This window comes from Paracoccaceae bacterium (genome assembly GCA_019454225.1).
Taxonomy (GTDB): Bacteria; Pseudomonadota; Alphaproteobacteria; order Rhodobacterales; family Rhodobacteraceae.
The window spans coordinates 3,846,751-3,871,833 of the sequence record CP075370.1; the positions used below are offsets into that span (position 1 = coordinate 3,846,751).

The 25,083-nt window shown below is 69.9% G+C and carries 22 protein-coding genes; 12 read left to right on the forward strand and 10 right to left on the reverse strand.

What is annotated here, in order from left to right; all coding sequences use genetic code 11:
• The first annotated feature begins 117 nt into the window (after nucleotides 1-117).
• Nucleotides 118-1,785 carry a formate--tetrahydrofolate ligase gene (locus KF887_18280; protein QYK41290.1) on the forward strand — a complete coding sequence of 556 codons (1,668 nt, stop codon included), beginning with the start codon at nucleotides 118-120 and terminating at the stop codon, nucleotides 1,783-1,785.
• Nucleotides 1,785-2,672, forward strand: a complete 888-nt coding sequence (gene folD, locus KF887_18285; protein QYK41291.1) for a bifunctional methylenetetrahydrofolate dehydrogenase/methenyltetrahydrofolate cyclohydrolase FolD — start codon at nucleotides 1,785-1,787, stop codon at nucleotides 2,670-2,672. Before KF887_18280 ends, folD begins: the two co-directional genes overlap by 1 nt.
• A gap of 38 nt (nucleotides 2,673-2,710) precedes the next feature.
• Here folD and ruvA read toward each other — a convergent pair whose 3' ends face one another.
• Both ruvA and ruvC read right to left on the reverse strand, forming a co-directional pair.
• Complete coding sequence (gene ruvA / locus KF887_18290) at nucleotides 2,711-3,400, reverse strand: Holliday junction branch migration protein RuvA (GenBank protein ID QYK41292.1); 690 nt, start codon at nucleotides 3,398-3,400, stop codon at nucleotides 2,711-2,713.
• The gene (gene ruvC / locus KF887_18295; protein ID QYK41293.1) at nucleotides 3,397-3,909 is read right to left on the reverse strand and encodes a crossover junction endodeoxyribonuclease RuvC; all 513 of its coding nucleotides are present in this window, start codon (nucleotides 3,907-3,909) and stop codon (nucleotides 3,397-3,399) included. Before ruvC ends, ruvA begins: the two co-directional genes overlap by 4 nt.
• Before the next feature lie 329 nt (nucleotides 3,910-4,238).
• Between ruvC and KF887_18300 the strand changes: the two genes are divergently transcribed.
• Nucleotides 4,239-4,436 carry a DUF1127 domain-containing protein gene (locus tag KF887_18300; protein QYK41294.1) on the forward strand — a complete coding sequence of 66 codons (198 nt, stop codon included), beginning with the start codon at nucleotides 4,239-4,241 and terminating at the stop codon, nucleotides 4,434-4,436.
• Between the two features lie 130 nt (nucleotides 4,437-4,566).
• Here the strand turns inward: KF887_18300 and KF887_18305 are convergent, their stop codons facing one another.
• The 4 genes from KF887_18305 to KF887_18320 all read right to left on the reverse strand — a co-directional run bounded on the left by KF887_18305 (nucleotide 4,567) and on the right by KF887_18320 (nucleotide 8,356).
• Nucleotides 4,567-4,911 (reverse strand): hypothetical protein, encoded by a 345-nt coding sequence (locus KF887_18305; protein QYK41295.1) that lies wholly within the window; start codon nucleotides 4,909-4,911, stop codon nucleotides 4,567-4,569.
• Between the two features lie 143 nt (nucleotides 4,912-5,054).
• Nucleotides 5,055-5,927 (reverse strand): 50S ribosomal protein L11 methyltransferase, encoded by an 873-nt coding sequence (locus KF887_18310; GenBank protein QYK41296.1) that lies wholly within the window; start codon nucleotides 5,925-5,927, stop codon nucleotides 5,055-5,057.
• Between the two features lie 52 nt (nucleotides 5,928-5,979).
• A complete protein-coding gene (locus tag KF887_18315) occupies nucleotides 5,980-7,179 on the reverse strand; it encodes a geranylgeranyl reductase family protein (protein ID QYK43649.1) in 1,200 nt (399 codons plus the stop codon).
• Entirely contained in the window at nucleotides 7,112-8,356 is a 1,245-nt protein-coding gene (locus KF887_18320; protein QYK41297.1) for an MFS transporter, read from the reverse strand. Before KF887_18320 ends, KF887_18315 begins: the two co-directional genes overlap by 68 nt.
• 202 nt (nucleotides 8,357-8,558) lie before the next feature.
• Here KF887_18320 and KF887_18325 point away from each other — a divergent pair, with 202 nt between their 5' ends.
• Together KF887_18325 and KF887_18330 are read left to right on the forward strand one after the other, a co-directional pair.
• A complete protein-coding gene (locus KF887_18325; GenBank protein QYK41298.1) occupies nucleotides 8,559-9,560 on the forward strand; it encodes a hypothetical protein in 1,002 nt (333 codons plus the stop codon).
• A 124-nt stretch (nucleotides 9,561-9,684) separates the two neighbouring features.
• The gene (locus KF887_18330) at nucleotides 9,685-10,383 is read left to right on the forward strand and encodes a class I SAM-dependent methyltransferase (protein ID QYK41299.1); all 699 of its coding nucleotides are present in this window, start codon (nucleotides 9,685-9,687) and stop codon (nucleotides 10,381-10,383) included.
• A gap of 248 nt (nucleotides 10,384-10,631) precedes the next feature.
• On the opposite strand, the gene KF887_18335 is transcribed toward KF887_18330, so the two are convergent.
• Nucleotides 10,632-12,821, reverse strand: coding sequence for a primosomal protein N' (locus tag KF887_18335; GenBank protein ID QYK41300.1), 2,190 nt, complete (start codon nucleotides 12,819-12,821; stop codon nucleotides 10,632-10,634).
• Between the two features lie 71 nt (nucleotides 12,822-12,892).
• Here KF887_18335 and fsa point away from each other — a divergent pair, with 71 nt between their 5' ends.
• The 4 genes from fsa to KF887_18355 are packed head-to-tail and all read left to right on the forward strand — an operon-like array spanning nucleotide 12,893 to nucleotide 15,912.
• The gene (gene fsa, locus KF887_18340) at nucleotides 12,893-13,546 is read left to right on the forward strand and encodes a fructose-6-phosphate aldolase (GenBank protein ID QYK41301.1); all 654 of its coding nucleotides are present in this window, start codon (nucleotides 12,893-12,895) and stop codon (nucleotides 13,544-13,546) included.
• 47 nt (nucleotides 13,547-13,593) lie between these two features.
• The gene (locus KF887_18345; GenBank protein QYK41302.1) at nucleotides 13,594-14,286 is read left to right on the forward strand and encodes a DUF484 family protein; all 693 of its coding nucleotides are present in this window, start codon (nucleotides 13,594-13,596) and stop codon (nucleotides 14,284-14,286) included.
• Nucleotides 14,283-15,206, forward strand: a complete 924-nt coding sequence (locus KF887_18350; GenBank protein ID QYK41303.1) for a tyrosine recombinase XerC — start codon at nucleotides 14,283-14,285, stop codon at nucleotides 15,204-15,206. The genes KF887_18345 and KF887_18350 overlap by 4 nt, the downstream gene beginning before the upstream one ends.
• A gap of 10 nt (nucleotides 15,207-15,216) precedes the next feature.
• Nucleotides 15,217-15,912, forward strand: coding sequence for a CDP-alcohol phosphatidyltransferase family protein (locus tag KF887_18355; GenBank protein ID QYK41304.1), 696 nt, complete (start codon nucleotides 15,217-15,219; stop codon nucleotides 15,910-15,912).
• Nucleotides 15,913-15,969: 57 nt separating this feature from the next.
• Here the strand turns inward: KF887_18355 and ileS are convergent, their stop codons facing one another.
• Entirely contained in the window at nucleotides 15,970-18,936 is a 2,967-nt protein-coding gene (gene ileS / locus KF887_18360) for an isoleucine--tRNA ligase (GenBank protein QYK41305.1), read from the reverse strand.
• A 146-nt stretch (nucleotides 18,937-19,082) separates the two neighbouring features.
• Nucleotides 19,083-19,856, reverse strand: a complete 774-nt coding sequence (truA, locus tag KF887_18365; protein QYK41306.1) for a tRNA pseudouridine(38-40) synthase TruA — start codon at nucleotides 19,854-19,856, stop codon at nucleotides 19,083-19,085.
• 110 nt (nucleotides 19,857-19,966) lie between these two features.
• Here truA and KF887_18370 point away from each other — a divergent pair, with 110 nt between their 5' ends.
• The 3 genes from KF887_18370 to KF887_18380 all read left to right on the forward strand — a co-directional run bounded on the left by KF887_18370 (nucleotide 19,967) and on the right by KF887_18380 (nucleotide 22,958).
• Nucleotides 19,967-21,367, forward strand: a complete 1,401-nt coding sequence (locus tag KF887_18370; GenBank protein ID QYK43650.1) for a YcjX family protein — start codon at nucleotides 19,967-19,969, stop codon at nucleotides 21,365-21,367.
• A gap of 41 nt (nucleotides 21,368-21,408) precedes the next feature.
• Nucleotides 21,409-21,882: a DUF922 domain-containing protein gene (locus tag KF887_18375; protein QYK41307.1), complete on the forward strand. Its 474-nt coding sequence runs from the start codon at nucleotides 21,409-21,411 to the stop codon at nucleotides 21,880-21,882.
• A gap of 71 nt (nucleotides 21,883-21,953) precedes the next feature.
• Nucleotides 21,954-22,958: a TIGR01620 family protein gene (locus KF887_18380; GenBank protein QYK41308.1), complete on the forward strand. Its 1,005-nt coding sequence runs from the start codon at nucleotides 21,954-21,956 to the stop codon at nucleotides 22,956-22,958.
• A gap of 23 nt (nucleotides 22,959-22,981) precedes the next feature.
• On the opposite strand, the gene KF887_18385 is transcribed toward KF887_18380, so the two are convergent.
• Complete coding sequence (locus tag KF887_18385; protein QYK41309.1) at nucleotides 22,982-25,066, reverse strand: DNA polymerase III subunit epsilon; 2,085 nt, start codon at nucleotides 25,064-25,066, stop codon at nucleotides 22,982-22,984.
• Nucleotides 25,067-25,083: the final 17 nt, after the last annotated feature.

The window sequence follows — 25,083 nt, forward strand, 5'->3', positions numbered from 1 at the left end:
TGCGGGTCGGCCCAAGCCGCGACAGGGCGAAATTCGCGCGCGCCATGTCGCAATCCCCCCTCGCCTGACGGCAGTTCCCGGGTATCACGTCGCAAACCGACCATTCCGGGGGACCCCATGCTGACCGATATCGAGATCGCCCGCGCCGCCAGGAAGAAACCGATCCTGGAGATCGGCGCAAAGCTGGGCATCCCGGCAGAGCACCTGCTGCCCTATGGCCATGACAAGGCCAAGGTCGGGCAGGCGTTCATCGCCGACCTCAAGGACCGGCCGGACGGCAAGCTGATCCTGGTGACCGCGATCAACCCGACCCCCGCGGGCGAGGGCAAGACCACCACCACCGTGGGCCTGGGCGACGGGCTGAACCGCATCGGCAAGAAGGCGATCATCTGCATCCGCGAGGCCAGCCTTGGCCCGAACTTCGGCATGAAGGGCGGCGCGGCGGGCGGCGGCATGGCGCAGGTCGTGCCGATGGAAGAGATGAACCTTCACTTCACCGGCGACTTCCACGCCATCACCGCGGCGCACAACCTGCTGTCGGCGATGATCGACAACCACATCTACTGGGGCAACGCGCTCGACATCGACGAACGCCGCATCGTGTGGCGCCGGGTGATGGACATGAATGACCGCGCCCTGCGTGACATCGTGGTCAGCTTGGGCGGCGTGTCGAACGGCTTCCCCCGCCAGACCGGCTTTGACATCACCGTGGCCTCCGAGGTGATGGCGATCCTCTGCCTGTCCAAGGACCTGAAAGACCTCGAAAAGCGCCTGGGCGACATCATCGTGGCCTACACGCGCGAGAAAAAGCCGGTCTATGCGCGCGACCTGAAGGCCGACGGGGCGATGACCGTCCTCCTGAAGGACGCGATGCAGCCGAACCTGGTGCAGACGCTGGAGAACAACCCCGCCTTCGTGCACGGCGGCCCCTTCGCCAACATCGCGCACGGCTGCAACTCGGTCATCGCCACGACCACGGCGCTGAAGCTGGGCGACTATGTGGTGACCGAAGCCGGGTTCGGCGCCGACCTTGGTGCCGAGAAGTTCTTTGACATCAAGTGCCGCAAGGCGGGGCTGAAGCCCGCGGCGGCCGTGATCGTCGCCACCGTGCGCGCGATGAAGATGAACGGCGGCGTGGCCAAGGCCGATCTGGGGGCCGAGAACGTGGCCGCCGTGCAGGCAGGCTGCCCCAACCTCGGCCGCCACATCGAAAACGTGAAGGGCTTCGGCGTGCCGGTGGTCGTGGCGATCAACCACTTCTACAGCGACACCGATGCCGAGGTTCAGGCGGTCAAGGATTATGTCGCCGGTCTGGGCGCCGAGGCGATCCTGTGCAAGCACTGGGCCAAGGGGTCGGAAGGCATCGAGGACCTCGCGCGCAAGGTCGTGTCGCTGGCCGAGGGTCCGTCGCAGTTCGCGCCGATCTATCTCGATGACATGGGCCTGATGGCCAAGATCGAGGCCATCGCCGGCAAGATCTACCGCGCGGCCGGCGTGACCGCCGACAAGTCGGTGCGCGACCAGCTCAAGGCATGGGAGGCGGCCGGCTATGGCCACCTGCCGGTCTGCATGGCCAAGACCCAGTACAGCTTCACCACCGACCCGGCGGTTCGCGGCGCCCCCACGGGCCACACCATACCGGTGCGCGAGGTGCGGCTGTCGGCGGGGGCCGGGTTCGTGGTGGCGATCTGCGGCGAGATCATGACGATGCCGGGCCTGCCCAAGGTTCCGAGCGCCGAGGTGATCCGGCTGAACGCCGACGGCGACGTCGAGGGCCTGTTCTGATGGCGGCGACCATCATCGACGGCAAGGCCTTTGCCGCCCGCATCCGTGGCCAGGTGGCGATCCATGTCGCCCGTCTGGCGGAACAGGGCGTCACCCCCGGCCTTGCCGTGGTTCTGGTGGGCGAGGACCCCGCGTCACAGGTCTATGTCCGCAACAAGCACGCCCAGACGGTCGAGGCGGGGATGGCCTCGTTCGAGCATCGCCTTCCGGCCGAGACCCGCGAGGCCGACCTGCTGGCATTGATCGCGCGGCTGAACGCCGATCCGGCGGTGCATGGAATCCTCGTGCAGCTGCCGCTGCCGCGCCACATGAACCCCGATCTGGCGATCAACGCCATCGCGCCGGAAAAGGACGTGGACGGCTTCCACATCCTGAACGTCGGCCGCCTTGCCACTGGACAGAAGGCGATGGTGCCCTGCACGCCCCTGGGCTGCCTGATGCTGCTGCGCGACCTGCACGGGTCGCTGGCGGGGATGAACGCGGTGGTGGTGGGCCGGTCGAACATCGTGGGCAAGCCGATGGCGCAACTGCTGCTGGCCGACAGCTGCACCGTGACGGTCGCCCATTCCCGCACCGCCGACCTGCCAGAGACCTGCCGCCGCGCCGACATCCTGGTTGCCGCCGTGGGACGGCCCGAGATGATCCTGGGCGACTGGGTGAAACCCGGCGCCACCGTGATCGACGTGGGCATCAACCGGATCGAGCGTGACGGGCGCACCCGGCTGGTGGGCGACGTGCATTTCGACAGCGCCGCACAGGTGGCGGGCGCGATCACCCCGGTGCCCGGCGGTGTCGGCCCGATGACCATCGCCTGCCTTCTGGCGAACACCCTGACCGCCGCCTGCCGCGCCCATGGCCTGGCCGAACCCGCCGGTCTGACGGCCTGACCTCACGCGCATCCGCGCCGGGCCGGCCCCGGCGTGGATCAGCCGCGCGGCGCCAGCAGCTTCAGCGCCCGCCGGATCAGCGCGGGCGTATCGGCCTCGGGCGCGTCGGCCCCGGCCTGCGCGACGGCCGCCGCCGCCTCGGACATCCCGTAACCCAGGTTCGACAGCGCCGACAGCGCATCCGCCGCGTGGCTGGCGGCCGATGGCGATGCGGCAGGGGGCCTGGCGGCGCGGCGCGGCGCGGCGGCGGGTTCGATCACCTCGGCCGCGACCTCGGCGGCCACGGTCCCCCGGCTGACCGCCGGATCGGCGCCCATCGCCATGATCCCCGGCGCCTTGGCCTTGAGTTCCAGCACCACGCGGCTGGCGATCTTGGGCCCCACACCGGGTGCCGCCTGGATCGCGCGGGCATCGCCAAGCGCGATCGCCCGCCCCACGCCCTCCGGCCCGAGCGCACCGAGGATCGCCATCGCCGCCTTCGACCCCACGCCCTGCACCGTCATCAGCAGGCGATGCCATTCCTTCTCGATCAGCGTGGGAAAGCCGACCAGCGTCAGCGCATCCTCGCGCACCAGAAGTTCGGTCCACAGCGCGGCGGCCTCGCCCACGCCGGGCAGGGCCGCCAGCGTCCGGTCGGACACATGCACCACATAGCCCACGCCCCGCGCGTCGATCACCACGTGATCCGCGCCGCGAAACTCGATCCGTCCGGAAATGCGCCCGATCATCCCGCCGCCCGCTTCACCGCGGCGGCCAGGCGCCCCGCCGATTGCAGGTGATGCGCATGGCAGATCGCGACGGCCAGCGCATCGGCCGCATCCGGCCCCGCGATCACCACGCCCGGCAGATGCAGCCGCACCATGTGATCGACCTGAACCTTCGCCGCATGGCCGACGCCGACAACCGTCTTCTTCACCGCGTTCGGCGCGTATTCGCCCACCGCGATCCCCGCCTGCGCCGGAACCAGAAGCGCGATGCCCCGTGCCTGCCCCAGCTTCAGCGTCGCCACCGCGTCCTTGTTGACGAAGGTATGTTCCACCGCCGCCGCATCCGGCGCATGGCGGGCGAAGACATCCGTCAGTTGCGCGTGCAGGCTGCACAGCCGCCAGGCAAGCTCACCCTCGGCCCCGTCGGAATGGCAGACGCCGTTCGCGACATGCGCAATCCGCGTCCCGGTGACGTCGATCACGCCCCAGCCGAGGTTGCGCAACCCCGGGTCGATGCCGATCACGCGCAATCCTGCCCCCTGCCCTTTTGCCGCAGCCCTAGCACGAAAAGCGAACATCGGCCAGTGCCTGCACGCCACAGCCCTGCGAAAGGGTTGCCACCGGCGGCCAGTCATGCTGCAATGCAGCGTGTGCAGCCGGTGCGCGACGCTTGCGGTGCGAATTGCGACACCTGCCGGGACAGCACTGAAAACATGGCGAATTGATGACGATCAGTCATGCAATGGCTGCATCCCGGCCATGCTGCGGCGGTGGATTGCTTTGCGCACGCAGCAATCCTATTTGGCAGTCATCGAACAGCAATGCTGAACGATTGAGCCATTTGTGAAAGGAAACCGCCATGGCCGCCACCGAGACCACCCGCCCGGCGCCGTTCGGCGCGATCACGACCTACCGCTTCGTATCTGTCATCAGCATGGCGCTTGCCACGCTGGCCACCTGGAACGAAGCCCGCGTCACGCGCAATGCGCTGGCGAAACTGACGGACCGCGAGCTTGACGATATCGGGCTCTGCCGGGCCGACATCGACCACATCTGACGCGCGCCGCTGGCGCAGGTCGTTCCCGGGGGTTTCTCCCTCCCTGCCCCCGGTCCGAACGAAGGAAAGGCCGCACCCACCGGGGCGCGGCCTTTTCCTTTTCCTGTGCCGGTGTCTGGCCTGCCGGCCGTCAGCGCGGCGCCCAGGCCTGCAACCTGGACGAGACCCACAGCATCGCCGGATCGGGCGCCATGACAAAGGCGCCCACCTGATCGACCGAGTCGCCGGCCGACAGGGCGGCAACGCGGGCGCGATAGACACCGTCGCCGACATGGTAGTGGATCGTCGCCTTGAGCCCGATCAGGCACAGCACCGCCACGGTCAGCGGCTTCACGATCGGAATGCGGCGGCGGCGCGGGCGGGTATAGTGCGACCGGCCCAGCAGCCCCTCGGCCTCAAAGCCGTGGCCGCGCGCATGGGCGGCCTGCACCCGGGCGATCCGGGCATAGAAGTCCTGAAGATTCGGGTCCGTCATGGCTTGCATCCCAACACAGAGCCCCCCGACCCGGTGCGGTTCTGCGCCCGCAATCGGGCAACATTATGGCATTTTCGCCAATTAAGGCGAAAGCCCGACGGAATTCCGGCCCCGCCGCAACCCTTGCGTGTCACGCCGCCCCGTCAGTCGCGGCGCAGCACCAGCGTGGACCATTCGCCCAGATCCTCGCGCGCCGAAAGGCGGCATCCGGCCGCCACATAGGCCGCCGTCACCGACTCGGCCTGCACGCAAAGCAGGCCCGAGAGAATCGCCACGCCCCCCGGCGCCAGATGCGCCGTCACCTCGGGCGCAAGCTCGATCAGGGGGCCCTTCAGGATGTTGGCGAAGATCAGGTCATAGGGTGCCGCCTCGGCAAGGCGGGGGTGGCCGAAACCTGCGGCCTCCAGGCATTCCACCCGGCCGGCCAGCCCGTTGATCGCCACATTGGCCAGCGCAACATCGACCGCCACGGCGTCGATATCCGACGCGATCACCAGGGCGTCCGGCACCACCATTGCCGCCGCCATCGCCAGAACCGCCGTGCCGCAGCCGATGTCGGCCACCCGCCCGGGCGCGAAACCGGCCGCGGCCAGCCGGTCGAAGGCGCGCAGGCAGCCTTGCGTCGTGCCGTGGTGCCCGGTGCCGAAGGCCACCGTCGCCTCGATCTGCAACGCCACGCGGTCGGCAGGCACGCGATGCGCGTCATGCGGGCCATAGACAAAGAACCGGCCCGCCTCGACCGGATGCAGTTCGCGCCGCACCTTGGCCACCCAGTCGATCTCGGGCAGGTCCGACACCGCGAAATCCGCCGCGCCAAAGGCTGCGGCCAGCAGCATCAGAACCACCTCGTTCGGCGCCTCGGTGAAATAGGCGCCCACCTCCCACCGGCCCGACCCGTCCTCGATCTCGAAAACGCCCACGCCCGCGGGCTCCGGCGTCATGCGTTCCATCGCGGCGGCCAGCGCCTCGGCGGCCTCCTGCCCGGGCAGGGTGGTCAGGGCGGAAAAGGTGGACATGCGGCAGGCTCCTTGGCGGCTGTCCGGGCGATAGGCCCGGCGCCCCGCGCCGTCAACCCGCCCGCGGCGCCGCCAGCCCGCGCACCAGCCGCCAGACGCTGCGGAAACCCAGGTCGGCATAATCCATCTGCCCGGCCAGCAACGACAGGAACCGCGCCTGCAACCGGGGCTGCGCCGCCAGCAGGCGGTGGCAGCGCGCCTGGAACGGCGGACGGTGCAGCACCTGCGACAGCAGCCGCGCCCGCATCAGTTCGCCCCGCGCATGGCCCATCGCACGCCAGTGCCGGGCGGCGGCCGACGCCGGGTCGCCCGACGCCAGGGCCTGCACCGCCGCCAGCCCCGCCAGATGCCCCGTCTCCATCGCCCAGGCGATCCCCTCGCCGGTGATCGGATCGACGCAACCCGCCGCGTCCCCGGCCAGCATCACCGCGCCGCGCCCCGCGACCACCCGGCCCGAAGGAATGAACGCGCCCTTGCAGCGTAGCCCCGCAGCACCGTGGCGTGCCGCATAGCGGGCCAGCCGCGCCTTCAGGTCGTCGTTCCGCGCCTGCACGCCCCCCAGGCCCACGGTCAGGCTGCCCCGCTTGGGGAAAGCCCAGCCATAGCCCCATGCGGCCGCGCCCAGGTCGATCTCGACAGCGGCGCCGGGCACGGCGGGCGCCTCGACCTCCAGGGCAAAGCCCACGGTGGCAGGGTCGAAGGGGCGGCCGTGCAGCGCCCGCGCCGCCACCCCCGCCGCGCCATCGGCCCCCACGATCACCCGCGCCGCAATCCGCCGCCCGTCCTCCATCTCGACCGCCGGGGCGGCGGCATCGACGCGCAGCACCCGTGCCCCGGTGAAATCCTCCGCCCCCGCCCGCAGCGCCGCCGCCACCAGCCCGGCATCGAAATCGCGCCGCATCACCATCAGGATGGGCGGCGCATCCGGCCAGTCGCCCAGCACCGCATCCCCCGCCACGATCCGCACATGCCGCGCCGCGAGCGTCGTCTCGGGGTCGGGCGCCTGACCGAACACCCGCGCCATGACCGCCTGCGCCCGCCCGGTCAGGCCGCCGCCGCACAGCTTGTCCCGCGGGAACCGCGCCCGGTCGATCAGCGCCACGCGCAACCCCGCCCGCGCCGCCGTCACCGCGGCCGCCGCACCTGCCGGCCCCGCCCCGAGCACCGCCACGTCATGCACCGGTCTACTCCGCCGCCAGCGGCATGACGCCGCGCCAGAACCGCAGCCGCGTCTCGCGTCCCGGCACCGGATCGCGCGGCACCAGCAGCGCCAGCGTCAGCGACACGCTGGCCATCCCCGCCGCCAGCAGGAACACGCCCCCCGGCGCCACGATCCACAGATACCCCAGTGCGGCGGGCAGGAATACGGCCGCGATGTGGTTGATGGTAAAGGCCACGGCGGCCGTCGGCGCGATATCCCCCGGATCGGCGATCTTCTGGAAATAGGTCTTCAGCGTGAAGGACATCGAGAACAGCATGTGGTCGATCACATACAGCACCCCGGCCAGCAGCGCCCCCCAGCCGAAGGCATAGAGCCCGCCATAGGCCAGGAACAGCACCATCAGCCCGGCATATTCCACCCGCATCACCCGCGCCTCGCCGAACCGCGCGATCATCCGGCCGGCGACCGGGGCAAACAGCATCCCGGCCACGAAATTGACGAGGAACAGCGCGGTGATCGCCTCGACCCCGAAGCCGAACCGCTCGACCATCATGAAGGCCGCGAACACCACGAAGATCTGCCGCCGCGCCCCGGCCATGAACTGCAACGCATAGTAGAGCCAGTAGCGCCGCCGCAGGATCATGCGGCGCGCCTGCGGGTGCGGCGCCTCGAACTGCGGGAAGGCCAGCATCGCATAGACCGCGATCAGCGCGCACAGCCCGCCCGACACCATGTAGACGATGTTGTAGTCCAGCCCGAGCGCCCGCCACGTCATCACGATGGCGCCATAGGCCAGCAGCGACGCCGCCGATCCGACCGCGACCAGCCAGCCGATCACCTGGGGCGCCCGGGCCTTGTCGATCCACTGCAGTTGCAGCGACTGGTTCACCGTCTCGAAATAGTGGAACCCGATCGACGACATCAGCGTGATGAACAGCATCCCGCCGAAACCGGGGAACCAGGCCGTCAGCGCCGTCGCCACCCCCAGCAGCGCCAGCGACACAAGGCCCAGCACCTGTTCCCGCATCACCAGAAGGATGGCGATCACCCCCACCGCCAGGAACCCGGGAATTTCCCGCACCGTGTGCAGCCAGCCGATCTCGACCCCGGTGAACCCGCCCACCTCGATGACGAAGTTGTTCAGCAGCGCCGACCAGGTGTTGAAGGCCAGCGGCATCGCCGCCGCCACCAGGCACAGCAGGAACACCGGCCTGCGGTGGAACGGCAGCCGGTTCGCCTCGGCCAGGGAAAGGGTTCGCAGCGTCATGTCCGCTGCTTAGCGCCGTCCTCGCGGCAGGGCCAGCCGGTTCCGGCGCGGTGCGCGCCGGGGCGCCGGGCGGCAACCTGCCGCCCCTGCGCGGATCTCGCGCTGTCGGCGGAATGAAAGCGCGGGGCGGCCGTTTACATCCTGCCGGACCGAACGGGATGCTCCGGCCCCTGCTCACCCCGCGTCCCGACAGGAGTTTGCGATGACCACCCTGACCCTCAAGGGCAACCAGATCGGCGAAGCCCTGCAATTCGACGGCAACGGCACCCTGACGACGATCGAGATCGGACGCGTCTGGTTCGCCGCCACCGACACGGTCAAGATCACCTTCATCCCCGGGGCCTTCGACCCGGTGACCGGCCAGCTTGTCGCCGGTGCCGGATCGGTGACCGGGCTGACCGTCACCACCGCGACCGGCCAGGTGACGAACTTCGGCGCCTCGGTCGCCAATCCGCTGGACGTCGACCCCGACCAGTCCAAGAACGGCGGCGACTTCTTCTACATCTCGGAAAGCCCGCAGCCCGGCGTCGGCGGCGCCTATGCCGGCCTGCAGCTGGAAAAGATCGTGGTGATCGACGGCGCGCTGATCGCGGGCACCTCCCCCATCCTGTCGAACCTCGGCGGCTATGTCCCGCCGGGCGGCACCGTCACCCCGCCCGCCCCGCAACTGACCGGCACCAACGGCAACGACGTGCTGACCGGCACCGCCGCTGCCGACACGATGAACGGGCTGAACGGCAACGATGCGATCACCGCGCTTCGCGGCAACGATACCGTCGACGGCGGCCGGGGCAATGACATCATCGACGGCGGGGCCGGGGCCGACTGGCTCTATGGCGACCGGGGCAACGATCTGCTCTGGGGGGGCGCCGGGAATGACCGGCTGTTCGGCGGCGACGGCGGCGACGTGCTGGACGGCGGCGAGGGCAAGGACCAGATGACGGGCGGCATCGGCGGCGACGTGTTCGTCTTCGGCGCGGGCGACCGCGTGCTCGACTTCAGCCGTGTCGAGGGCGACCAGGTCCATTTCCACGCGGCGCTCGGCCTGTCGGAAGCCGACCTGATCATCAGCCAGACGGCGCAGGGCACCGTCATCGGCGCCCAGGGTGTCGCGGGCACGCTGCTGCTGGCAGGCTACTTCGGCGGCTTCGACACCGGCAACGACTTCAAGTTCGACTACGTCCCGAACTTCGATTTCGTCTGATCGCATCGCCCGCCCCCCCCGTGGGCAGGCGGGCGGCGGCAGGGCGGCGGGCTGTGGGGGCGCCGCCGTCCTGTTTGCATCGCCGGAACGGCAAGGCTAGGCTTGGCCGCCGACAGGAGCCGCCATGCATCCCCCCGCGTTGCACCGCCACGCCCTTTCCCGGATGCCCGCCGTTCAGGCGCGCGTCCTGCCGGGCACGCAACGCTGGAACGTCGCCGATCCGTTGCCCGGCTCGGGCTGTCTCGGGATCGAACTCGGGGTTGCCGCAGGCTCGTTCTCGGCGCGCATGGTGGCATCGGGCCGGTTCCGCCGCTTCTTCGGCGTCGATGCCTATGCCGACGGCCACGGCGTCGCCGAATACCGCAACGCCCTGACCACCGTCGGGCTGATGGCCGATTACACGCTGCTGCGCATGACCTTCGATCAGGCGCTGCCCCTGTTCCCCGAGGCGCATTTCGATTTCGTCTACTGCGACGGCTACGCCCATACCGGCGAAGAGGGCGGCCGCACCCTGTGCGACTGGTATTCCCGGCTGAAGCCCGGCGGCGTCATGGCGGGCGACGACTACGACGCCCAGTCCTGGCCGCTGGTGGTCTGGGCGGTCAACGACCTCGCCTCTCAGGTGGGGGCCGACCTGATGGTCACCGACCTGGTCTCCGACGCGGCCTACAACCGCTACCGGTCCTGGTTCTTCGTCAAGCCGCCGGGCGATCTGCGCCCCGTCCCCTCGGCCGAGCTTCTGCCCATCGCGGATGCCGAAAAGGCCCGGATCGCCGAAAAGCGCCGCCTGAAACGGCTGGCGCGCAAGGCGGCGGCCCGCTGATCCGCCATCAGCGGACCTCCTCCCCCGCGCAGGATCGGCACTGCCGTCGCCCCGGCCCCGCCAGCACGCCGCGCGACCCGGCCGCGCGGCTGTCGCGGCAGGGACCGCGCGTTGCGTTAAGCCGCACCATCGCGCGCGGCCTGTCGGGACGGATGCCATACGCGGAACCGACGCGGGCGGGACGGGGGCCATACGCCCGCATCCCGTTGAGTCTCCGGGTTAACCCGGCTCCCCGCGGCCGATTCGGCCTACATGAAGCTTTGCGGGTCGATGTCGATCGCCAGGCGCACCGAGCCCGGCAACCGCACCTGCGCCGCCCAGTCCGCCAGTGCCCCCTGCAACGGGGCCGCCTTGTCGGCCTTGACCAGCAACCGCACCCGGTGCCGCCCCCGGATTCGCGCCACCGGCGCAGGCGCAGGCCCGAAGACCTGCGCGCCCACCGCCCGCAGCGGCTCGTCCCGCCGCGCAAGTTCCGACGCAATATCAAAGACCTGCGCAACATCCGGACCAGACAGGATGATCCCTGCCATGCGCCCGTAGGGCGGCGCCCCCACCGCCCGCCGCTCGGCCGCCTCGGCCCGCCAGAACGCCTCTTCATCGCCACCCAGGATCGCCCGGATCACCGGATGCTCGGGCTGGTGGGTCTGCAGCAGCGCCTCGCCCGGCCTCTCGGCCCGCCCCGCGCGACCCGCCACCTGCCGCATCAACTGGAACGTCCGCTCGGCCGCCCGCAGGTCGGACCCCTGCAAACCCAGGTCGGCATCAATCACACCGACAAGGGTAAGTAGCGGAAAGTTATGGCCTTTTGCAACGATCTGCGTGCCGATCACGATGTCGGCACCGCCCGCCGCGATGGTCTCGATCTGCGCCTTCAGGTCCCGCACCGTGCCGAACAGATCGCTCGACAGCACCGCCACCCGCGCCCCCGGAAACCGCGCCGCCACCTCCTCCGCCAACCGCTCCACTCCCGGCCCGACCGCCGCCATCCGCCCCTCGGCGCCGCAGGAAGGGCAGGCATGAGGCACAGGTTTTGTGGCGCCGCACTGGTGGCACACCAATCGCTTGAGAAACCGGTGTTCGACCATCCGCGCGTCGCAGGCGTCGCACCCCACCTGCGCCCCGCAGGCCCGGCACAACGTGACCGGCGCGTATCCCCGCCGGTTCAGGAACAGCATCGCCTGTTCCCCCCGCGCCACCACCGCCGCGACCCGGGCCGCCAGCGTGTCGCTGATCCAGCGATCGGCGGGCAGCCTTTCCGCCCGCATGTCAATGGCTTGCATCCCCGGCATCACCGCAGCGCCGAACCGCGCCGACAGGTCGATCCGGCCATACTTGCCCGCCTCGACATTTGCCCAGGTTTCAAGGCTGGGGGTGGCCGAGGCCAGCACCACCGGGCACCCCGCCATCGCCCCCCGCAGCACCGCCATGTCGCGGGCATTGTACAGCACGCCCTCCTCCTGCTTGTAGGACGTGTCGTGCTCCTCATCCACCACGATCAGCCCAAGCCTCTGGAATGGCAGGAAAAGCGCCGACCGCGCACCCGTCACCAGCGACGCCTCGCCCTCTGCCGCCATGCGCCACAGCCGCCGCCGCTCGGTTGCTGTGACGCCCGAATGCCATTCGGCGGGCCGGGCCCCGAACCGCGCCTCGACCCGGGTCAGGAACTCGCCGGTCAGCGCGATCTCGGGCAGGAGGACAAGCGCCTGACGCCCTGCCCTGAGGCATTCCGCCACCGCCTCCAGATAGACCTCGGTCTTGCCCGAGCCCGTCACGCCCTTCAGCAGCGTGCAGGAGTACCCGCCCCGCGCCACCTCGGCCACCAGCATGTCGCCCGCCGCCACCTGGTCGCCCGTCAGCCGTGCCGGACGGTGCGGGTCCAGCGGGGGATAGGGCATGTCCTTTGGCGCCTCTTCCTCGGCGACCACGCCCATGGCCACCAACCCCTTGACAACGCTGGCACCGCAGGCCGCGGCGGCCGTCAGTTCGGCCAGCGTCACCACCCCCCCCTGCCAGGATCGCAGCGCCTCGATCACCCGGTGGCGGGCAGGTGTCAGGCTGTTCGGAACCGGCCCCGCCAGCCGATAGACGCGCCGCACGGCGGGCGGGTCGGCCAGGCCCGGGGCGCGGGTGGCAAGGCGCAGCATCGCCGGCAGCGGCGTCAGGGTGTAGGCCCCCGCGCGGGACAGGAACTCCCGCATCTCGGCACGCATCGGCGGCACGTCGAGCACGCGGTTGACCGCGCGCAGCCTCGTCGGATCGAACTGCCCCTCGCCCGCCCTCCAGACCACGCCCAGCACCCGGCGCGGGCCCAGCGGCACCTCGACAAGGTCGCCGGTGCCGCAACCGCCCTCGGGCGCACGATAGTCCAGAACGCGGCCCAGCGGTTCGGTGGTCAGCACGCCGACCGTCTCGCCCGCATCGAACACCCGATCCGCCATGTCTGCCTTCCGCATGCCCGGCCTTTGGGGTAAACCCGCCGCGTCGGCCTCACAACCCCGAAGGACAAGCCATGAAATTCTTCGTCGATACCGCGGATGTCGCGGCGATTTCGGAACTGAACGACCTCGGCATGGTCGATGGGGTGACGACCAATCCCTCGCTGATCCTGAAGTCCGGGCGCGACATCCTCGAGGTCACCCGCGAAATCTGCGGCATCGTCTCGGGCCCGGTATCGGCCGAGGTGGTCGCGACCAAGGCTGACGAGATGATCGCCGAGGGCCGGAAGCTGGCCGCGATCGCGCCCAACATCACGGTCAAGGTGCCGCTGACCTGGGACGGGCTGAAGACCTGCAAGACCCTGACCGGCGAAGGCTTCATGGTGAACGTCACGCTGTGCTTCAGCGTCAACCAGGCCCTGATCGCCGCCAAGGCCGGGGCCACCTTCATCAGCCCCTTCATCGGGCGGCTGGACGACATCAACCTCGACGGGCTGGACCTGATCCGCGACATCCGCGAGGTCTACGACAATTACGACTTCTCGACGCAGATCCTGGCGGCCTCGATCCGCACGCCCAACCACGTGACGCAATGCGCGCTGATCGGTGCCGACGTCATCACCGCCCCCCCCGCCGTCATCAAGGCCCTGGCCAGCCACCCGCTGACCGACCGCGGTCTCGAACAATTCCTGGCCGACTGGGCAAAAACGGGGCAGAAAATCCTTTAGACATGGTGTAACCTGCCCGGCAAATCAGAAGAACGGGCAGCAACAGCATGATTTCACAGGACCTGCGGGACCGCCTGATCGCGGCGCCCGAGACCATTCTGGACGACCGCGAGGTGATGAGCGCGCTGATCGGCGCGAATGAGCGGGCCATGGGATCGAACATCGTCGATCTGCGCGGCATCGCCATGGAACGGCTGGAGGCGCGGCTCGACCGTCTGGAAGACACGCATCGCAACGTCATTGCCGCCGCCTATGACAATCTTGCGGGGACCAACCAGGTGCATCGGGCGCTGCTGCAGATGCTGGACCCGCTGAGCTTCGAGGATTTCCTGAAGGGTCTGGGCGGCGAGGTGGCGCAGACCCTGCGGGTCGACTGCATCCGGCTGGTACTGGAAACGGCGCAGGGCGCGGCAGACCCGGTGCTGCGGCGGCTGGGCGATGTGCTGATCGTGGCGGAACCGGGCTTTGTGGCCAGCTACATGGCGGGCGGGCGCAACGTGTCGCTGCGCCCTGTCACGCTGCGGCAGGTCATACCCGGCTCGGATGCGATCTACGGCGACAAGGCGACGTGGATACGGTCAGAGGCGCTGATGCGGCTGGATTTCGGTGCGGGGCGGCTGCCCGGGATGCTGGCCATGGGCGCCGAGGACCCGCATCAGTTCCGCCCGGCCCAGGGCACCGACCTGCTGGCCTTCTTTGCTGGCGTGTTCGAACGCACGATGCGGCGCTGGCTGTCGTGACCCTGGCGATCTCGCCCGCTGCACGGAACGCCCTGTCTGTCTGGCTGGATCACCTGCGCGCGATGGATGGCGCCGCAGCGAACACCGTCGCGGCCTATGCGCGCGATGTGACGCGGTGGCTTGCGTTTCTGGCAGAACACCGGGGCGGTACCGAGGGGTTGTCGGCCCTTGCCGCGGTGCCGCAGACCGACCTGCGGGCCTTTGCAGCCCATGAGCGTGCGCGCGGCCTGTCGGCCCGGTCGATGGCGCGGGTGCTGTCGGCGGTGAAGGGCTTTACCGGCTGGCTGGCCGACCGCGAGGGCGTCGACGCCACGGCGACCCTGTCGGCCCGGGCCCCCCGCTATCGCCGCAAACTGCCCCGCCCGCTGTCGGAGGACGCGGCGCGCGCGGTGCTGGACACGGTGGGCGACGATGCGCGCGAACCCTGGATCGCGGCGCGCGACCGGGCGGTGGTGACGCTGCTCTACGGCTGCGGCCTGCGGATCTCCGAGGCGCTCGGGCTGACCGGCGCGGCGCAGCCGCTGCCGACGGTGCTGCGCATTTCGGGCAAGGGCGGCAAGGAACGGCTGGTGCCGGTTCTGCCGGTGGCCCGGACCGCGGTCGAGGACTATGTGCGGCTCTGCCCGTTCGAGATCACGCGCGACGGGCCGCTGTTCCGGGGCGCGCGCGGCGGGGCCCTGAACCCCGCGATCGTGCAGGCCGCGATGGCGCGCACCCGGGCGCGGCTGGGCCTGCCCGCGACCGCCACGCCACACGCCCTGCGCCATTCCTTCGCGACCCATCTTCTGGTTGCGGGCGGGGACCTGCGCGCGATACAGGAACTGCTCGGCCATGCGTCGCTGTCCACCACGCAAGGCTACACGGCCGTTGACACCGCGCGGCTGATGGAGGTTTACGCCCGCGCCCACCCTCGCGCATGAAAGGCCCATCATGTCGTTGAAGATGAAGGCTTTGTCCGTTCACCTCCTGACCGCCACAGGCGCGGTCCTGTCGATGCTGGCCATGCTGGCCGCTGTCGAGGAACGGTGGAGCCTGATGTTCCTGTGGCTGGTTCTGGCGCTTGTGGTCGATGGCGTGGACGGCCCGCTGGCTCGCCGCTACGACGTCAAGGAAAACTGGCCCACCTATGACGGCGTGCTGATGGACCTGATCGTGGACTACCTGACCTATGTGTTCATTCCGGCCTACGCGCTGTTCAAGTCGGGGCTTCTGACGGGGTGGACGGGCTGGATCGCGATCATAGTCATCGTCTATGGATCGGTGATCTATTTCGCGGATACCCGTATGAAGACAAAGGATAATTCCTTTGCCGGCTTTCCCGCCTGCTGGAACATGGTGGTGCTGGTGCTGTTCGCACTGCGACCGGGCGAGTGGACGACGCTGTTCATCGTGGTCGCGCTGACGGTGGCGATGTTCCTGAACCTGAAGTTCGTGCATCCCGTGCGCACCGACCGCTGGCGCGAGATCACTCTGCCGGTGGCCTTTGCCTGGGTGGCCTTTGCCGGATGGGCGGCCTGGGTCGATTTCGACGAGGGGTCATGGGCCCACTGGGGTCTGATCCTGACAACGCTCTACCTGGCCCTTGCCGGCATCGCGCAGCAGATCCTGCCACCGCGCCCGCGCTAGGCGCACAGGCCCCCCTCCCGGCACCGCAGGGCCGGAACGGGGGCCGGACCAACCGGTCTAGCCCAGTGCCGCGTCGCAGCGGGCACAGGTGGCGGGGTGCCGGTGGTGACCGACGTCGGGCAGGATCTGCCAGCAGCGCTCGCATTTCTGGCCCTCGGCCGGGGCAAAGACCACGGCAATACCCGGCACCTCGGCCAGGTGGAAGGCATCTTCGGCGGCGGCGGCATCGGTCAGCGTCATCCCGCTGGTGATGCAGATTTCGGCGAAATCCACAGCCCTCAGCGCCGCAAGCAGGCCCTGATCCTGCACATGCACAACGGGGGCGGCCTCAAGGCTGGCGCCGATGACCTTGGCGGTGCGCTGCACCTCAAGCGCCGCCGTGACGACGCGGCGGGCCTGGCGGATACGCTGCCAGCGTTCGGCAAGCGCATCGTCGCGCCAGTCCACCGGCGTCTCGGGGAAGTCGCGCAGATGGATGCTGTCGTCATCCGACGGGAACCGCGACAGCCAGACCTCCTCGGCGGTGAACACCAGGATCGGGGCGAGCCAGCCGGTCAGGCGGTGGAACAGCAGGTCCAGGATCGTCCGGCAGGCCCGGCGGCGCAACGACGACGGCGCATCGCAGTACAGGGCATCCTTGCGGATGTCGAAGTAGATCGACGACAGATCCGTGGTCGCAAAGGCAAAGAGCCGCTGGAACACGCCCTGGAAGTCATAGGCCGCGTAGCCGCTGCGCACCTCGGCATCCAGTTCGGCCAGCCGGTGCAGGACCCAGCGTTCCAGTTCCGGCATCTCGGCGGGCGCCACACGCTCGGTCTCGTCGAAATCCTTCAGGTTGCCCAGCATGAAGCGCAGCGTGTTGCGCAACCGGCGATAGCTGTCGGCCACGCCCTTCAGGATTTCCTTGCCGATCCGCAGATCCTGCGTGTAGTCGGACTGTGCCACCCAGAGGCGCAGGATGTCGGCGCCGTATTCGTCGATCACCGCCTGCGGCGCCACGGTGTTGCCGAGCGACTTGGACATCTTCATGCCCTTCTCGTCCAGCGTGAACCCGTGGGTCAGGACGCCCCGGTATGGCGCGCGCCCCTTGGTGCCGCAGGCCTGCAACAGGCTGGAATGGAACCATCCGCGATGCTGGTCGGTGCCTTCAAGGTAAAGGTCGGCGATGCCGTCCGCCGCGCCGTCCGCCCGGTCGCGCAGCACGAAGGCATGGGTCGAGCCGGAGTCGAACCACACGTCTAGGATGTCGAAGACCTGTTCATAGGCTGCGCTATCCACAAGGCCATCAAGGACGCGTTCCTTGAATCCCTGCACATACCAGACATCGGCGCCCTCGGCCTCGAAGGCCGCGACGATCCGGGCATTCACCCGTTCGTCGCGCAGCAGGAACTCGGGATCGGTCGGCCGTGCGCCCTTCCTGACAAAGCAGGTCAGCGGCACGCCCCAGGCCCGCTGGCGCGACAGCACCCAGTCGGGCCGCGCCTCGATCATCGAATGCAGGCGGTTGCGGCCCGTCTGCGGGGTCCATGTGACAAGCTCGTTGATCGAGGCCAGGGCCCGGCTGCGGATCGTGTCGCCATGCGCACCCATGCCGTCATCCAGCTTGCGGTCGATGGCGACAAACCACTGTGGCGTGTTGCGATAGATCACCGGCGCCTTCGACCGCCAGGAATGCGGGTAGGAATGGCGCAGCTTGGCCTTGGCGAAAAGCGCCCCCGCCCCGTGCAGCGCCCTGATGACGCTGACGTTGGCGGGGCCTTCCTTGCCCTCGGGCGTGATGATGTGCTGCCCGCCGAAGATCGGCACGTCGGCCCGATAGCTGCCGTCGGGCTCGACGTTGTAGGTCATCGGCAGGCCGAACTTCTGGCCGAGGATGTAGTCGTCATCGCCATGGCTGGGCGCGGTATGCACGAACCCGGTGCCCGCGTCGTCGGTGACATGCTCGCCGGGCAGCATGGGCACGTCATAGTCCCATTCGCCGTTGCCGCCCTCGATCCCGCGGAAGGGGTGGGCAAGGGTCAGGGCCCCCAACTCATCGGCAGTCACATCCCGCAGCCGACGATACATCGTGCCGTCCAGCTTGGCCGCGGCCATCACCTGCGCGGCCAGATTGTCGGCCATCAGATAGGTCGAGCCGATGGTGGCGTTGCTTTCCGCAGGGCGCCCCGTGACCTCATAGAGACCATAGGAAATGGACGGGTTGAACGCGACCGCCCGGTTCTGCGGGATGGTCCAGGGGGTGGTGGTCCAGATCAGGACGCGGGCGGATCGCAACGCCTGATGCCGCAGCAATTGCTCATGGGATTCAGGGTTTGTGCCCCCAATCCCAAGGTAGCTCGTGCTGGCCACCCGGAACGGCACCCAGACCTGATGGCTGGTATGCTCGTGATACTCCACCTCCGCCTCGGCCAGCGCGGTCTTTTCCACCGGCGACCACATCACCGGCTTCGACCCCTGATAGAGCGACCCGTTCATCAGGAACTGCATGAACTCGGCCGCGATCACCGCCTCGGCGTGGTAGTCCATTGTCAGATAGGGGCGATCCCAGGCGCCGGTCACGCCCAGGCGCTTGAATTCCGCCCGCTGCACGTCGATCCAGCCTTCGGCGAACTTGCGGCATTCCTGGCGGAACGCGACCGTGTCCACGTCGTCCTTGTTCAGGCCCTTGGCGCGATACTGCTCCTCGATCTTCCATTCGATCGGCAGGCCGTGGCAGTCCCAGCCCGGCACATAGCGGCTGTCGCGGCCCATCATCTGCTGCGACCGGACCACCATGTCCTTCAGCACCTTGTTCAGCGCGTGCCCGATGTGCAGATGCCCGTTGGCATAGGGGGGGCCGTCGTGCAGGACAAAGGGCGCGCGACCGGCCGCCCGCTCGCGCAGGCGGTCATAGACCCCGATCCGCGCCCAGCGGTCCAGCCAGCCGGGTTCGCGCTGCGGCAGGCCCGCGCGCATCGGAAACTCGGTTTCGGGCAGGAAGACGGTATCGCGGTAATCGGGCGCGGTCGTGGTATCGGCGCACATGGGGGCGGTCCTTCGGGAAAGCGGGACGGGAACGGCAGGAACCCCGGCGCCCGTGTCAGGGCGCCGGGCGGCTAATTCGTTTATCGCACCCGGTTCGCATCGGCGGCGTTATAGGCGCGCGGCCCTGCGCCGTAAAGGCCGGGCGGTCAGGTCGCAAAGGGATCGGTTTCATAGGCCACATGGGTCAGGCACAGGCCCTGCGGCGGCGCCACCGGCCCGCAGGCCGCGCGGTCGCGGGCGGCGATCGCATCGGCCATCCGGCGCGGCGCCCATGCCCCTGCCCCCACCCGTTCAAGCGTGCCCACCATCGAGCGCACCTGGCTGTGCAGGAAGGATCGCGCGCGGAAGGTCAGGCGGATCTCCTGCCCGCCCGGCAGCGGCAGCGCCTCGACCCCGGCCGCGTCCAGCGTCTTGACCGGGCTTTGCGCCTGGCACAGCGCGGCGCGGAAGGTGGTGAAGTCGTGCCTGCCGATCAGATGCGCCGCGCCGGCCCGCATCGCCCCGGCGTCGAGCGGCGGCGCGACGTGCCAGGCCGTGCCGCGGTCCAGCACCGGCGGGGCGCGGCGGTTGACGATGCGGTACAGGTACTGCCGTTCCCGGGCCGAGAACCGGGCGTGGAAATCTGCCCCGACCTGCGCGCAGGCGGTCACCGCCACGGGCAGGGGCCGCAGATGGGCATTCACCGCCTGCAGCAGGCGAAAGACGTCCCAGTCGCGCGACAGGTCGGCATGGGCCACCTGCCCGGTCGCATGCACCCCGGCGTCGGTCCGCCCGGCACCCTGCACCACCGGCGCGGCCGGATCGAGCCGGGCAAGCGCCGCCTCGACCGCGCCCTGCACCGAGGCGTGGCCTTCCGACTGGCGCTGCCAGCCGTGGAAGGGCGTTCCGTCATATTCGATGCGAAAGGCATAGCGCGGCATGATCCGCGCCCTAGCCTGCCGTGTCGTCCCGCGCAACCGCCCCTTTCGCCGGAAGACGGGGGTTCCTATTGTCTGGGGATCGACAAGGCAGGAGTGGCCGCGTGGCGGGACTGGTGGGCGGGATCGTACGCGGCGCGGGCGACGTCGTGCAGGGGCTTTCGGAGTCCCTGTTCGAGGAGCCGCGCATCCGCCTTGGCGTGACGGGCCTCGCCCGTGCGGGCAAGACCGTGTTCATCACCTCGCTGGTCGCCAACCTGATGGACCGCGCCCGGATGGTTCAGTTCTCGGCTGCGGACCAGATCGAGACAGCCTTTCTGCAACCGCAGCCGCATGTCACGCTGCCGCGCTTCGAGTATGAGGCGCATCTGGCCGCGCTGACCGGTCCGGCGCCACGCTGGCCCGCATCGACGCGGCAGATCTCGGAACTGCGCCTGTCGCTGCGGCTGCGGCCGCAGGGTTTGTTCGGGGGGCTTCGTGGGCCACGGACGCTGCACCTCGACATCATCGACTATCCCGGCGAATGGCTGCTGGACGTGGCGCTGCTCGATCTCGACTATGCGGCCTGGTGCGACCGCACCCTTGCCAGGATCGAGGGCCGGGCCGAGGCGGCCGCATTCCTGGCACAGGCCCGCGCGGCCGACGGCAGCCTGCCCTTCGACGAGGAAACGGCGCGGCAGCTGGCGGCGGCCTGGACGGACCATCTGTCGGCGGCGCGGGATGCCGGCTGGTCTGACTGCACGCCGGGCCGGTTCCTGCTGCCGGGGGATCTGGCGGGGTCGCCGGTGCTGACCTTCGCGCCGCTGCCGCCGCCCTCGTCTACTCCGCGCGGTTCCCTGTGGCGCGAGATGTCGCGCCGGTTCGTGGCCTACCGTGACCGCGTGGTGGCCCCCTTCTTCCGCGACCACTTTGCGCGGATCGACCGGCAGGTGGTGCTGATGGACGTTCTGGGAGCAATCCATGCGGGGCCACGGGCGCTTGAGGACCAGCGGCGCACCATGGCGGAAATCCTGTCGGCCTTCCGGCCCGGCACCACCGGCATGCTGCTGCGCCTGCTGGGGGCAAAGCGGGTCGAGCGCATCCTGTTCGCGGCGACCAAGGCCGACCATCTGCACCACACCGAACACCCCCGCATGACGGCGATCATCGAGGCCATGCTGCGCGAGGCGCGCGACCGCGCGGCCTTTGCAGGCGCCCGGACCATGGCGCTTTCGCTGGCCAGCCTGCGTGCGACCACCGAGGAGATGCGTGATCATGGCGGCGTGGCCCTGCCCTGCGTGCGCGGCACCCTGGAGGGAACCGGTCGGCAGGCCGCGCTGTTCCCCGGCCACCTTCCCGAGGATCCGGGCCGCCTGCTGTCGCCCGCCCGCGAGGGGGCCGAGCGTTGGCTGGATGGCGACTGGCGGCTGATGACCTTTGCCCCGGCCGCGCTGTCGCTGAAGCCGGGCGAGGGGCCGCCGCATATCCGGCTGGACCGCGCGGCGGATTTCCTGCTGTCCGACCGGCTGGCCTGAGCCGATTGCGCGGCGCGCACCGGTGGTGCTAGCCTGCGTCGATGGATGTGATCATCGACATCGCCGCGCCGACACCCGCCCGATACGACGTCGCCGGAACCACCGCCGCCGCGTTGCGTCGCGCGCTGTCGCGTCATGGCGAATGGGGGCAGTTCAGCGGCAGGCTGACCGTGACGCCGCAGGGTCGGCCGACGGTCAGCCGTGTCCGGGTGGCCTGCAGGCCGGTGGTGACCATGCCGAACTGGACCAACCGCGCCGACGCGCCGCGCGACCTTCAGGCGAAATGGGACCGGATGTATGCCGCACTCGAACGCCATGAGCGGGGGCATGAGGATATCCTGCGGCGCATCGCCAACGAGTTCCGCGACGACGTGCAGGCGATGGACCCCGCGCCCGACCGCAACCGCCTGCGCCGCCTCGGCCGCGAACTGCTGCGCGAACACCGGGCACGTCAGGTCAGCTATGACCGCGCGACCAGCCACGGACAGCGCGATGGCGTCGAGCTGCCCGACTGACAGCCCAAGGCTTGACCGCGGGGCGGGGAATGCGCACCTCTCCCCGAGGCGCTGCCGCGCCGGAGCCTGCCATGTCCGCCCCGCCATCGCCGCCGCGCCCCGTGCTGATCGAGCTTGACGCTCCCGGCCCTTCGCCCGCCGACGCACCGCCTGTCGAGGGACCCATGCCGCTGCCGGGTGCCATGCGCGGGGCGGCCGCCGTGGCAGCGGCGCGGCCATCCCGGTTCGGGCGGCTGGCGATCTGGGTGCTGGGCGCCTTTGGCAGTTTCGTGATCTCGGTCGCGCTGTGGGATTTCGTGACAGCGCTTCTGGCGCGCAACAGCCTGCTGGGCTCGGTGGCGATGCTGCTGACCGGCGCGGCGGTTCTGGTTGTGCTGGTCTTCGCGCTGCGCGAGGCGATGGCCTATGCACGCCTTGCGCGGATCGACGACCTTCACAGGCGGATCGTTGCCGCGCGAACCGCGCCGCTGGCCGAGGCGCGACGTGCCGCGGCGGCGGTCGAGGCGCTCTATGCGGGGCGCGAGGACATGCGATGGGCTCTGGACCGCCTGCGCAGCCGCCGGGACGAGGTGCTGGATGCCGACGCGGTGATCGCCCTGACCGAGGCGGAACTGATGGCGGCGCTTGACCTTGCCGCCCGGGCCGAGATCGAGGGGGCGGCGCGCCAGGTGGCCCTGGCCACCGCGCTTGTGCCGCTGGCGCTTGCCGATGTGGCGGTCGCGCTGTGGGCCAACCTGCGGATGGTGCGGCGGCTGGCCGCGATCTATGGCGGGCGGGCGGGCACGCTGGGCAGCTGGCGCCTGATGCGGCGCGTGTTCACGCATCTGGCGGCAACCGGCGCCCTGGCGCTGACGGACGACCTGATCGGATCGGTCGCGGGCGGCGGCGTGCTGTCCAAGCTGTCGCGGCGGTTCGGAGAAGGGCTGGTGAACGGGGCTCTGACCGCGCGCGTCGGCGTGGCCGCGATGGAGGTGTGCCGCCCGATGCCCTTTGCCGCGCTGCCGAGGCCGAAGGTGTCGAACCTGGTCGGCCGGGCGCTGAGCGGGCTGATCCCCTCATCGGATCGGGGCGACTGACCGGCCGCACGGGCCGCCGGGGATCAGTTGAGATCCTTCAGCAGCCGCCCATGACGGCGCACTTCGGCCAGCACCTCGCCGAACGTGTCGAGCCGGCGCCCCGCCAGCATCGGCAGAAGCTTCAGGAAGGCATCGGCCGTTGCCACGGTGTCGCCGATGGCGGTGTGCCGCGCCTCTTCGGGGATCGTGATGCCCAGACGGTGGGTAAGGGCGTCAAGGCTGTGGGTCTCGGCCTGGCCGAACACCACCGCCGACAGCAGCACGGTGTCGAGGATCGGGTGATCGAAGGTGACGCCCATTGCGCGCTCGTGCCGCTTCAGGAACTGCATGTCGAACGGGGCATTGTGGGCAATCAGCACCGCACCCTCGGCAAAGCGGTGAAACGCCCGGCCCACCTCCTCGATCCCCGGGGCCTCGGCCACCATGGCCTCGGTGATCCCGTGAACATCGGTCGAGGCGCGCGGGATCGGGCGGCGGGGGTTCACCAGGGTATCGAAGACCTCGCCATCCAGGCGCCGCCCGTTGACGATGCGCACGGCGGCGATCTGCACGATCTCGTCGCCCTGATCGGGCAGCAGCCCGGTCGTTTCGGTATCGAACACCACATAGGTCAGATCGGACAGCCGGCTGTCGACAACGGCGGCGTTGCGGGCCTTCGACAGCAGGTCGAAATCATAGACCACCGCGCGGGCAATGGGCGCGGGGCGGCGCACGGCACGGCGCGCGGTGCGGATCGGCAGGCACAGCGCCTGCCGCCCCTGCCCGGCCGGTTCGGGCCAGCATTCGGTGGCATGGGTGGACAGCACGGTGCGCCCCGTGACCTCTGGCACCGAGGGGTCGAGCGGATCGGCCAGCCAGCGGTCCAGATCGGATACCGCCAGCGGCGCGCCCGCCCAGGTCAGCCGCAGGTCCGCATCGGCATCGTCCTCGACGACCTCGAAGGCGACCGCCTCGACATCGCCGCGCGCAGCCAGCCCGCGCAGCGCCCGGTCGAACAGGGCGATCACCTCGAACCCGTTGCATCGCAGGATCAGCGGATCGGCGCGCGTGGTCAGTGTGACACCCCGGGCGGTCGCCCGCGCGGCCAGCCCGTCCGCAAGGTCCGATGCGCGGGTCAGCGCAAGTGGCCAGCCCTCCGACCGGCCCTCGTCATGCCGCGCACCCAGTTCGGTGATCGCCTGCGTCAGTGCCGCCGCCTCCTGGCGCAGCGCAGCATCAAGGCGGGCTGGCGTGGCCTCGCCCGGGGGCAGCACCTCCAGCACCGTCCGGAGGTTGGCGGCAGGGCGGCGCACGCGGTCGAACAGTTCGGCGATCAGCGCCTCGCGCCGCGCATGGGCGCCCAGATCGGCCGTCACGTCGCGCAGTGTCAGCACATATCCCGGGCGGGCGTCACCCCCGGCGGCAAGCAGCCGCATCCGCGCGGCCAGCACCCGCGCCCCGGCAACCGTCGTGCACAGCAGGTCGGATGCCGCATCGGGTTCGCCGCCCTCGATCAGTCGGTCATGGGCGTGGCGCACGGGACCTTCGTGCAGGAAATCGAACAGGCGCCGGTCAAGACCGGGCGCGGCGCCACCCGCCCCCATCAGGTCGACGGCCGTGCCGTTGTAGAACACAAGCTGATGGTCCGCGGAACACAGCAGAACCCCGACCGGCACGTCCGACAGAAGCGTTTCCAGTCGCGACTTTTCGGCCGCCAGCCTGGTCGTCTCGCGCGCGACCGCCTCGGCGAGCGCATTGCGCGTCTCGGTCAGGGTCAGCGCGGCGGCCGAGGCCGCAGGGGCCAGATCACCCAGATAGCGCGCCGGCGCCGCGTCGAGGTCCGCCGCCACATCGGCATGCGCCCGCGCGCGCAGCGATCCTGCGAGCGTCTCGATCGGCTTTGCGACGTTCGTGTCGAACAGGAACCAGACCCAGGCCACCAGGCCCAGCGTCACGAAGACCGCGATCACCCCGCCCTGCACGAAGGCGTTCAATGCCTCGGGCGTGCCGAGCCTGCGGAAGGCCAGCCACAGCCCGCCGGCAACCGCCGTGCCCGCCCCGAGCCCAAGCGCGGCGAAGAAAAGAAACACGCGGATGCGCAACGACAACCGTTCGAGGCCGATGGCCATGATGCCAGTCCCCCTTG